Annotated in this window: 9 protein-coding genes; 6 read left to right on the plus strand and 3 right to left on the minus strand. The window is 68.1% G+C overall.

Features of this window, described 5'->3' with window-relative positions; all coding sequences use genetic code 11:
• Window positions 1-467: 467 nt before the first annotated feature.
• The 4 genes from G3T14_RS25220 (at window position 468) to ettA (ending at window position 3,837) form a co-directional block, all read left to right on the plus strand.
• Window positions 468-719 (plus strand): hypothetical protein, encoded by a 252-nt coding sequence (locus tag G3T14_RS25220; protein ID WP_246733495.1) that lies wholly within the window; start codon window positions 468-470, stop codon window positions 717-719.
• 17 nt (window positions 720-736) lie between these two features.
• On the plus strand, window positions 737-1,609 hold the full coding sequence (locus G3T14_RS22165) for a DNA/RNA non-specific endonuclease (protein ID WP_348645326.1): 873 nt from the start codon (window positions 737-739) through the stop codon (window positions 1,607-1,609).
• A gap of 13 nt (window positions 1,610-1,622) precedes the next feature.
• Complete coding sequence (locus tag G3T14_RS22170; protein WP_163644688.1) at window positions 1,623-1,904, plus strand: hypothetical protein; 282 nt, start codon at window positions 1,623-1,625, stop codon at window positions 1,902-1,904.
• 280 nt (window positions 1,905-2,184) lie between these two features.
• Entirely contained in the window at window positions 2,185-3,837 is a 1,653-nt protein-coding gene (ettA, locus tag G3T14_RS22175) for an energy-dependent translational throttle protein EttA (protein ID WP_163644689.1), read from the plus strand.
• 57 nt (window positions 3,838-3,894) lie between these two features.
• On the opposite strand, the gene G3T14_RS22180 is transcribed toward ettA, so the two are convergent.
• The 3 genes from G3T14_RS22180 to G3T14_RS22190 are packed head-to-tail and all read right to left on the minus strand — an operon-like array spanning window position 3,895 to window position 6,857.
• Entirely contained in the window at window positions 3,895-4,749 is an 855-nt protein-coding gene (locus G3T14_RS22180; RefSeq protein ID WP_163644690.1) for a formyltransferase family protein, read from the minus strand.
• On the minus strand, window positions 4,746-5,513 hold the full coding sequence (locus tag G3T14_RS22185) for an SDR family NAD(P)-dependent oxidoreductase (protein WP_163644691.1): 768 nt from the start codon (window positions 5,511-5,513) through the stop codon (window positions 4,746-4,748). The genes G3T14_RS22180 and G3T14_RS22185 overlap by 4 nt, the downstream gene beginning before the upstream one ends.
• Window positions 5,514-5,546: 33 nt before the next feature.
• On the minus strand, window positions 5,547-6,857 hold the full coding sequence (locus tag G3T14_RS22190) for a capsular biosynthesis protein (protein WP_163644692.1): 1,311 nt from the start codon (window positions 6,855-6,857) through the stop codon (window positions 5,547-5,549).
• A gap of 364 nt (window positions 6,858-7,221) precedes the next feature.
• On the opposite strand from G3T14_RS22190, the gene G3T14_RS22195 reads away from it, so the two are divergent.
• Window positions 7,222-9,168: a capsular biosynthesis protein gene (locus tag G3T14_RS22195; protein ID WP_163644693.1), complete on the plus strand. Its 1,947-nt coding sequence runs from the start codon at window positions 7,222-7,224 to the stop codon at window positions 9,166-9,168.
• Window positions 9,169-9,184: 16 nt separating this feature from the next.
• Window positions 9,185-10,672, plus strand: coding sequence for an LTA synthase family protein (locus tag G3T14_RS22200; RefSeq protein ID WP_163644694.1), 1,488 nt, complete (start codon window positions 9,185-9,187; stop codon window positions 10,670-10,672).
• Window positions 10,673-11,053 lie beyond the last annotated feature (381 nt).

Below are 11,053 nucleotides of genomic sequence, written 5' to 3' on the forward strand. Positions count from 1 at the left end.
TCATCTCCGCCCGCACCGCATCCGCCACCGCCGGGAGGTCGCTCTCCGGCAACAGACGCAATGCGGACGTCTCGGACAATCCGTCCAGAATCGAGGTTTCTATCCGTGACACTGGCACATACCCGTTCGGTTGCTGGAAGCCGCTCGAACAGGCATGCCCCTCGCCACCCACGGCGCCGGCCCCCTCCCAACGGCTTTAAGCCCCGTAACGAAACCGGGACCCTTCGATTGCACTTATAACGTCATCACTCAGCTTTGCCACGCGCACGGTCCGATGGCGCCAAGCATTGCTGGAGAGGCGGCCCGCATGACAGATGAGCCGATGCAACGTAAGGGCGGCACTTAAGCGCCTCGCCGCTCTCGATCAACGGTGGGGGCCATGACAGGGGCCGTCTCGCCGCAGGCCGAGGCAGATCATGCGACTCTGCCACCCTGCAAGATTCCACCGCCCTACGAGATCCCGATCGATGACGCGTTACTCGATAACCTACCGCTCGCTCGGCATCGGCCTCGGCCTCGCCGTCGCGCTGCATATCGGGACCGTTGCCGCCAAACCGATCACGTTTGCGTGCGAGGGTGTGGAGCCATGCGTGCCGAAGGCCGCCCCCGGCCCGGCCGACCGACAGGTCCACCCCTTCGAAGGGACGCTCGGGCGCCCTTGTGCCTATCGCTGGCGGGAGACGCCGTCGGGCACCCGCAAGGTCAGGGTGTGCTACTGATTCGCATCCTTGCGCTTATCGTCGTCCTCGCCGGTCTGAGCCCGGCACGAGCTGAGCGACTGACCTGTAACGACCTGTTCGCCGATGGACGGCGCCCCGACCTCGTCAACCCGAAGCTCGGGCTGCAGACGACACTACTCTGCTACGACGCGTTCGCTGTGCTCTCCTCCGCGGTGTCGCGGACGCCGGTCTATGCCGCCGAACGATTGACGCGCGCCAGCCTAGCGGCGGCGCGCGGCGTTGACCGGGTCGATGCCTTCCATGACGAAGCGGCCTTGCCCGAAGCCGCCCGTGCTCGCCTGGACGACTACGTCCATAGCGGGTTCGACCGCGGCCACATGGCCCCGGCCGGCGACATGCCGACCGGGGCCGCACAGGCTCAATCCTTCACGCTGGCCAACATGGTGCCGCAGGATCGCGCCTTAAATCGCGGCCTATGGGCGGCGATCGAGGAAAGCGTACGGCGGCTCGCCATCGTGCGCGGCACGCTCTTCGTCGTCACCGGGCCGATCTATTCCGGTGACCGGGTCCAGGCGATCAACGGCCGGGTGCTGGTGCCGGGCCAGCTATTCAAGGCGCTTTACGATCCGGCCAAGGGGGAGGCCGCGGCCTACCTCGTGCCCAACCGGCAGGACGCGGAATTGCGCGCGGTCTCCCTCTCCGAATTGCGCGGCATCGCCGGGCTCGACGTGTTCCCGGACCTCTCCGAAACCGTGAAGGCGCGACCGATGGAATTGCCCGAGCCACGCGCCTATTCACGCGGTGACGAGGTCAGCGCTCCATCGCGCAGCCGCCATCGCGACGATGCCACGTTCGAATCCTGGGCCAAGACCGAGCTCCACCGCGTCCCCCGACAGCTGTGGCGCGCGCTGATCCGCGCGATCTTCTGAGGAGGACAGAATCATGGCGAAGACGCCACAGCCTGATTGCGGAGCGGCTTTCCGTCCTTTCGCGGACGATGCCACCGCCCAGACCATAGGTGGGCTCACCATCGAGAACGGTACGTGCCGCATCGCCCTGTATGGCTCCCTCGACCTGACGCGGGATGCGGCCGGACTGCGGCGGGCACTGGTCCTCCAGGCGGCCATAACGGCCATCGTCGCGGCGCTGGCGGCCGAACCCCTGCCGGACGCCCTATCGGAGACGAAACAGGCGGTCGAAACGGTGAAGAACCCGTTCGCCTGAACCGCCACGGCAGTGCCAAACACTGCGCCGATGTTTCTTTGGACCATCCTTCTTGCCGGTCGATCTTCTTGCCGGTCTCGCGCCGCCCTGATACTCCGGCGCAACACTCACACGCAAAGCGGTTTGCCAACGGCAAAAGCCGGATATCCGACCGCGACGGCGCGAAGCGCGAGGCCAGGCCGGCTCCTCCAAGAGCCGCCGCGGTGCCGCGCACATCATCATTCGGGCGGCCGATTCCGCGTCAGCGCGGGCCGCCGATCCACCATCCAGGGATATCAGCATGGCGCGCGAATTTATCTATCACATGAAGGGTCTGACCAAGACCTACACCGGCGGCAAGAAGATCCTCGATAACGTCAACCTGTCGTTCTACCCCGATGCCAAGATCGGCGTGCTCGGCATCAACGGCTCCGGCAAGTCGACTCTTCTCAAGATCATGGCCGGCATCGACACGGAATGGACCGGCGAGGGCTTCGTCGCGCAGGGCGCGCGCGTCGGCTACTTGCCGCAGGAGCCCCATCTCGATCCCAACAAGTCCGTGCGTGAGAACGTCATGGAGGGCGTTGCCGAGAAGCAGGCGCTCCTCGACCGCTACAACGAACTCGCCATGAACTATTCCGAGGAGACGGCGGACGAGATGACCGCCCTCCAGGACCAGATCGAGGCCAAAGACCTCTGGGAGCTCGATTCGAAGGTTGATCAGGCCATGCTGGCGCTCGGCTGCCCCAGCGACGAGCAGCCCGTGGCCACTCTTTCGGGCGGTGAGCGCCGCCGCATCGCCTTGTGCAAGCTGCTGCTGTGGGAGCCCGAACTGCTGCTCCTCGACGAGCCCACCAACCACCTCGACGCCGAAACGGTGAACTGGCTGGAAGGCCACCTCAAGCAATATCCTGGCGCGATCCTGATCGTGACCCACGATCGCTACTTCCTCGACAACGTCACCGGCTGGATCCTCGAACTCGACCGCACCCGCGGCTACCCCTACGAGGGTAACTACTCGGCCTGGCTGATCCAGAAGCAGAAGCGTCTGGCGCAGGAAGGCCGCGAGGACATGGCCCGCCAGCGCGCCATCAACCGCGAGCAGGAGTGGATCTCGGCCTCGCCGAAGGCACGTCAGTCGAAGTCGAAGGCGCGCATCACCCGCTACGACGAACTCGTGGCCAAGCAGAACGACAAGATCGATGCCTCGGCGCAGATCGTCATCCCGATCGACGAGCGACTCGGCAACAACGTCATCGAGTTCGACCACCTCAACAAGGCGTTCGGCGATCGCCTGCTGATCGAGGATTTGTCGTTCAAGCTGCCGCCGGGCGGAATCGTCGGCGTCATCGGCCCCAACGGCGCCGGCAAGACCACGCTGTTCAAAATGATCACCGGCTCGGAGAAGCCCGACGGCGGCACCATCGCGGTCGGTGAGACCGTGCATCTCGGCTACGTCGATCAATCACGTGACGCCCTCGATCCGGGCGCCACGGTCTGGCAGGAGGTCTCCGGCGGCAACGACATCATCTATTTCAACAAGCGTGAGATCAATTCGCGCGCCTATTGCGCGGCTTTCGCCTTCAAGGGCTCCGACCAGCAGAAGAAGGTCGGCACCCTGTCCGGCGGTGAGCGCAACCGCGTGCATCTCGCCCGCACCCTCAAGGGCGGCGCCAACGTGTTGCTCCTCGACGAGCCCACCAACGACCTCGACATGGAGACCCTGCGCGCGCTGGAGGAGGCGCTTGAGGATTATGCCGGCTGCGCGGTGATCATCAGCCACGATCGCTGGTTCCTGAACCGCATCGCGACCCACATCCTTGCGTTCGAGGGCGACAGCCACGTCGAATGGTTCGAGGGCAATTTCTCGGATTACGAGGAAGACAAGAAGCGGCGCCTGGGCACCGACTCGCTCATGCCGAAGAAGCTGAAATACAAGAAGTTTTCGCGCTAGTCTGGGGTACGGCCGGCGAGGGGGGCTTCGGCTCCGCTCGCCCGTCCAATTGTGCGTTCAGCCCCGCGCGCTCAAGGCCAGGGCCTGGCCCAGGTCGCGCACGTCGGTGAGCTTGCGTCCGCGCTGCCGCAGGCGCTTCAGCAAGGCCCGGTCCGGAAACGGGCAATACGGCAGGGTCGCCGGCATATCGCCTACCGGCAACGTGCCTTCGGCCAGTTGCGCCAGCGCACCGTCGAGCAGCACCCGCCCGTGCTCGTGCAGGATCACCGAGGCGCGCGTCGCGGTCGTGTCGGCGGGCAAGCCGATCGTTTCCTGCGCCAGGATCGCCCCTGTATCGATGGTGACGGCGAGCCGGTGCACCGTGACGCCGAAGGCGGGCTCGTCCTCGGCCAGGGCGTGGATCGTCGGCACCGGGCCACGATGGCGCGGCAACAGGCCGGGATGGAGGTTGAGACCACCGAGCGGGGCCAGCGCCAGTGTCGCGCCCGACAGAATCTGGTCGAAATGGAAGGTGACGATCACGTCGGGGGCGTAGGCTTCGAACGCGGCCGCCATCTCCGGGCCGTTGACGTCATCCACGATGAAGGCCGGGATGCCGAGTTGCCGGCATAAATCCTTCAAGGGCGTCGCGGTTGCGACCTCCCGCGTTCCGGCCAGGCGCCGGGTCAGCCCTGAGAGCGGCGAAAGCAGGTCCGGCAGGCCGAAATTTACCCCGAGATAGGGCAGGATCGCCGGGCCAGAGCGCGCCAGATGGCGCTTCACCTGGCCCACGAGACCGCCCGAACTCGGGCGCTCGGCATTCGACAACCCCACGAAGGCGATCTCGGCGGCGTGCTCCACCACGAAACGGCGCACCGCCCTGGCATTGGGGAGCGCCTCGAGAACGAAGAGCGCGATGGCGGGCCGGGTCACCGGCCGGTCCTGATCTTGAACTTGAAGCCGCTCATGCCGAGCCGGCGCAACGATTCGGGCAGCAGCGCCGAGCCGCGGGCGAGCGCGGCGATGATCCAGGGAAACGCGACGATGTCCTGGTTCCTGGCAAGCCCGCGCGCGATGCGGGCGGCGGCGTCCTCGGCGCCGATCTCCATCGGGCGCCAGCCCTGGTATTCGCCCCCCATCGCCGTCTTGACGTAGCCCGGCGTCACCACGTTGATCCGCACCCCGTGGACTTTCAACTTTTCGCGGAGCGCGAGCCCATGCGCGAGCAAGGCGGCCTTGGTGCCGCTATAGGCAGGCGCATCGGGCAGCGGCGCGAAGGCGGCCAGCGACGAGACCAGCGCGATCTGTCCGGCGCCCCGCGCCCGCATCAGCGTGACGCAGGGCAGGGCGACATTGAGCGCTCCATTGAGGTTCACCGCCACCGTCTCGAATGCCATCGCCTCGGTCTCGACATCGCCGCCCGGATCGCCGCCGTTGATGGCCGCATTGACGATGACGAGGTCCAGAGCATGGGCCGAATCCATGGCGTGCAGCCATGTGGCGACGCCGTCGCGGTCGCGCACGTCGAGACGCGCGGTCTCGACGTGCGCACCCTTGGCCCGACACGTCTCGGCGACCGCGTCGAGGCGATCGGCATCGCGCCCGTGCAGGATCAGAATGGTGGCGGGAGCCGCGTAATGGCGTGCCAAAGCAGCGCCGATTCCGCTCGACGCGCCGGTGATCAGGATGACGGGCATGGGACTCGTGCTACCCCGAGGCGTCGCCGCGGATCAATAGACCGCTGCGAATTCCTGCGGCTCTGGTGTGTCCGCGCGTCCGGCAGCCGCGGCCGCTGCAGCGAGGGCGGAGGCCGGCAAAGTGGCTTCGAGGCGCGGAATCGTGCCAGCCACCGCCCGGGCGATGGCGGCGCGGGAGAAGAATCCGCCATTGACCTGAGTCCGGTTCAGAACGACGCGCCGGAAATCCGCCATCAGGTCGGCTTCGGGCGGGGTCGGTGCGGTCCAGAACGTGTTCAGGCCGCCCTGATGGGTCAGGCCGGGCAGATTGTAGATCGCGCTTCCCGTGGCCAGCGTCGGCCGCTGGAGATCGAGGGAGAGCATGCCCACCGTGCTATTGACGAGCACGACGCCGCGGCTGCCGGAGATCAAGCTCGGCAGGTCGCCGCCATCGATGAGGTCGAGGCGGTCGTTGACGCCGTGGCGCTTGGCCGAGTGGCGCGCATATCTGCGCCAGTTGATCAGGCCGCTGTCGAGGGGGTGTAGCTTGATCAGGAGCCGTGTCGGCGCCGCGGAGTAGCGCGCGAAGGAGGCGATCGTCCGATCCATGAACGCCTCGACCCCGAGGAAGGGCGAGTGGACACGGATCTGGTAGTCGCTGTCGAGTTGGAGCGGCAGCAGGAAGTAGTCGACCCCCACCGCGGTGTAGGCCTCGTTGAGCCGGGTCGCCTGGCGCCGCGTGTGGGCACGGCGCATGAACTTCTTGATCCAGCCGGCATATTCCACGGCGATGTGGTTCGGCCGGTGGCTCCTGAAATACGGAAAGAAGTACGGAAAGCCGAAATTAGCGATGTTGTAGGCCACGTCCCACAGGCTGCGGCGGGCCATGTCGCCGGTGGACGGCATCGCGCGCCCGGGCTGAGGCAGGCGCCGGGCAAGGCGGCGGATCTCGTCGGCGGTCTTGGGGAGCGAGGAATGGCCGTTGACGCCGCCGAGCTCGCAGGTGATCCAGTTCGGCCGCAGGTAGCCTTCCTCGAAGGCGTGCAGGCGGACGCCGAGCGGTGCGGCGGCAGTGGTGGCCGCCACGTGGTAGGGGCGGCAATCGCCGAACAGGATCAGGTCGGTGACGCCATGGCGTACCATGTAGTCGCCCACATAGGCGCCCCAGTTCTCGAACGAACCGCGGTAATTGTCGGAGGGCAAGCTCCAGAACAGCCAGTCGCCGGACGAGAAATTGATCCGACGAACTCTGTGCCCTCGCGCTTTGAGAGCTGTGCCCAGATCGGCGAAGAACGGAGACGCGAGTCCCTGAAGGAACAGGAACGTGGCCGGGCCGTCGCGATGACTGTCTGCGTTATGCTGCATATCTGCGTTGGACTGAAGCATTCCGATACGATTGCTCCCTGCACCCGGCGCTCACGGGTTGCACCCTGGTTTGCGTTACATAGACGCTAGACTGCAACAATCCGGTGCCCAAACCGTCTGATGCGATTGTCCGCGTCATGTGGCGCCTGCGCAACGAAGCCCCTGGCACACGCTGACACTCAAGCCCGGCCTCCATGGCATTTCGGAGGCATCGGCGCGGACCATTTGCGCGTCGGTGAATATCTGACCGACGACCGGTTCCACGGTCGCGTGATGGAAGCAATGCGCCGGGCGGCCCCTCGAATCTATCCCTCCGGGGCGCTGAGCGTATAAGGCACTCGCTGCAGCAGCGATCGAGCGCGTCATGTCTCCGAACTTGCCGCCGGTTTTCTTTTCGACCGGCCGGACGATCCAGTCCCTGCGCAAGCAGGTCGAGGGCGCCCTGCGCGAGCAGATCGGGGGCGACCGGTCTCCGTCGCTGCGAGGGGCCACCGGACTCGTCTGGGGCGACGGGGCTTTGGCCGCGACCCTGCGGGCGCTAGGGCGACCGCCGCTGATCGTCGAGCCCGGTCCGCTCCTCTCTCCCTACGATACGCCGCGGACCGGCATGGCGAGCCTGCGCCTGCGCCTTGCCGGCAGACCTGTCGGTGGAGAGGCTCCCGAACCCGCGACGGCGGAGCGGCTGCGCGCGTTGCGCACCTTCGGGCGCAACCGCTTCCTCACGGGAGACGCGGGATTCGCGGATGGCGTCGCCGACACGCCGGCCCTGATCCTGGCCGACGGCGCCGTTGCGGCCTCGCCGCGACGGCTGCGCGCCTTCATCGACCGGGTGCTGGCGCACTATCCCGACCTTGGTTTCATCATCGCCGGCCCGGAGGGCTGCGAAGGGCTCGCCGGGGCGGTCTCGCCGCGCCTGCGCGTACTGACCCGGCCGGTGGATCCCTGGGCGCTGTTCGGCCGGGTGTCGCGGGTCTTCGTCGCCGATTGGGGATCGGCCTGCGAGGCCCGGCTCTCCGGCGCTTCGGTCACCCGCATCGGCGCCGACGCGGCGGTCCCGTCCGATTCGGATCTTCTCGCGCTGCGCTACGGCGCCGGGGTTCACTATTTCGACCCGTGGACCCGCGAGCCGATCGCCTTGGCCGAGTGTCTGGAGCGGGTGGCCTGGCTGCGCGACCGCTTCTGCGCCAACGATCGGCCGACCGTGCTGGTGGGCATCTCGCGCTGGAAGCGTCCGGCGCTCGACGTCTTCACCCTCGGCCCGTACGGGCCGGCGGTCCACGCCATGACCGCCACGGATGCGGTGGCGGTCGCCGGTGCCGCTCAGGCACGGGTCCTCGCTTGGGCGACGCGGATGCCGGAACGGCTGGAGCCGCTCTGCGCCGCGGCCGGCATCCCCCTGTCCCGGATCGAGGACGGATTCCTGCGCTCGGTGGGATTGGGGGCGAGCCTGCAGCCCGGCGCCTCCATCGTCGTCGACGACCGCGGCATCTACTACGATCCACGCACCGAGAGCCGGCTCGCGCATATCCTGAAGAACGCGACGATCCCGGCCGATCTGGTGACGCGGGCCTCCGCCCTGCGCCGACTCGTGATCGCGCGCCGCCTCACCAAGTACAATGTCGGGCTCACCATCGCGAACGACCCTTGGCCCACCGACCGGCGCATCGTCCTGGTGCCGGGGCAGGTCGAGGACGATGCCTCGGTGATGCATGGCTCGCCGGTGGTGCGTTCGAACCGCGCGCTGCTGGCTGCCGCCCGCGCCCGCAATCCCGATGCGTTCCTGCTCTACAAGCCACATCCCGACGTGGAGGCCGGCTTCCGGCCGGGAGCGATCCCCGAGGACGAGGCGCTCGGCCTCGCCGACAGGATCGTCGGCGGCCTCTCCATCGTCGATCTGCTCGACCGGGCGCACCACGTCGAGACCATGACCTCGCTTGCCGGCTTCGAGGCGTTGATCCGCGGGCTCACCGTCGCCGTCCACGGGCGGCCGTTCTACGCCGGCTGGGGCCTCACCGAGGATCTGGCGCCCGGCGCAGACCGGGGCCGGCGGCTCGCCCTGGACGAACTGGTGGCCGGAGCGCTGCTGCTCTATCCACTCTATCTCGACCCGGTGGCGATGAAGCCGTGCTCGGCCGAGCAGCTGCTCGACCGCCTCAGCGCGGAGCGCGATGCCGCCGTCCCGTCGCGCCTCGCCCTCAGCCAGCGGGCCCAATGGGTCATGCGGGCGCGCTATGCCGTGCTGAATCCCCTCGTTCGGCGGCTGCGGGCCAAGCGCGGCATCGCCCAGAAAGCCGGCAAGACGCCGGAGTGAAGGCACACGATCGTCCATGAGCCTCGTCCTCGCTGTCCTGAGCGCGTTCGTCCTCGCCTTCGCCACCGAGGCGGTGGAAGGCCGGAGCCTGCGTCCCGTGAGCCGGCGCCCCGGCGACATCGCCCTGCGGCTCTGCGCCTATGGGCTGCTCACCGCGTTCTGGTTCCAGTTCTCCTGGCGCCCGTGGCTCGCCGCATCCTCCTGCGTGCTCACCGTCGCGATCCTCACGGTGGTGAGCCGGCTCAAGCGCGGCATCATCGGTGAGCCGCTGGTGTTCAGCGATTTCGCCCTGCTGCGACAGGTGCCGCGCCACCCCGAGCTCTATTACACCCGGCCGCTCACCGACCCACGCATGGCGCTGCCGATCCTGGCTAGCCTGTTCGGGGTCGCGCTCTGGTACGCGCTGGAGCCGACCGTCCTGCCGCGGGAGCCCAGCGTCGCCGTTCTGGCGCTGATCGCGCTGCCGCTGGCGCTGCTGTCGCTGGCGGCGATGGCGGGGCAGGGCGCCCTCGGACGATGGCTCGCCGCACGGTTCCCACGCCCCGCTTTGGAGGCCGACGTCGCCCGGATCGGCCTGCCGGCCACGATCATCGCCTATGCGCTGCGCTGGCGGGAGGGTCGCACCGTCGCGACGGAGAGCCCACCGGCAGCGCTGGCGGCCCAAGCCAGTCCGGACCGCGGCCCGGACCGGATCGTCGTGGTGGTCCAGCTCGAATCCTTCGTCGATCCGGTGCGCCTCGGCGGCCCGGCCCTGCCGCTGATGGACGTGATCCGCGCGCGCGCTACGCGTTACGGACGCCTGCGCGTGCCGGCGCACGGCGCCTACACCATGCGGACCGAGCACGCGGTGCTCACCGGCCGCGATGCGAACGACCTCGGCTTCGGGTCGTTCGATCCCTACCTGACCCATAGCGGGGAGGAGCCGACGAGCCTCGCCCGGCTGGCGCGTCAGTCCGGCTTCGAGACCGTGTTCGTCCATCCCTTCCACCGCGACTTCTTCAACCGGGCGGCGGTGGTGACCCGCCTCGGGTTCGATCGCTTGGTGATGGAGGAGGCTTTCGGCGACGCACCCCGCATCGGCCCCTATGTCGGCGATAGGGCCTTGGCCGAGCGGGTGCTGGCGGAGGTGCAGGCTCGCTCCGGGCCGCTGTTCCTGTTCTGCGTGACCATGGAGAATCACGGCCCGTGGAAGGCGGGGCGGCTGCCCGGCATCGACGACCCGCGTGCGCAATACCTCCACCACGTCGCCCATACGGGCAGCGCCGTGGAAGCCCTGATCGCCGGGCTCACAGGCTTGCCGGCGACCCTGTGCGTGTTCGGCGACCACGCCCCCGCGCTGCCGGATTGTCGCCCGGGCTTCGGCGGGACGACGACGGATTATGCGATCCTCGACTTCGGCAGCGCGGGCGGTGCGCCGCCACAGGCGGCCGACCTCAGTGCCGACGCCCTCGGGCGCCGTCTCAGGAGCGTGATTTCCGGCACGCCCGGCGGCGCACAAGCGTGACCGTGCCACCGTCGTGACGCAATGCTGTCCGAGGGGATCGGCACGCGCGACGTCGCTGCGCCCCCGGGTACGCGATGCCGTCACGATCGGCCCGTTAAACCCATCGCAGCGTTTGGCACGTATGGGATGACGGATCGATCTGCGACGTGCGGGGCTCAACTCCGGATTGCGGCGTGGGGCAGAACGCAAAGATGTGATGGTGTGACCGGGGCGGCGTCTGCGCGTCGGAAACGCCGCCGGCCTCGTGGCACGTGCCCGGGCCGGCAGGGAGAGTATCGATGGTTCGTAAGGCGGCCCTTGCGGCCCTGACGGCATGCCTCGTTTCCGGCTGTTCGTCGCTTCTGCCCGCCGCCGGTCCGACCACGGGTGCGGTGGTGGACG

The sequence above is a fragment of the Methylobacterium sp. BTF04 genome, assembly GCF_010692745.1.
Classification (GTDB): Bacteria; Pseudomonadota; Alphaproteobacteria; order Rhizobiales; family Beijerinckiaceae; genus Methylobacterium.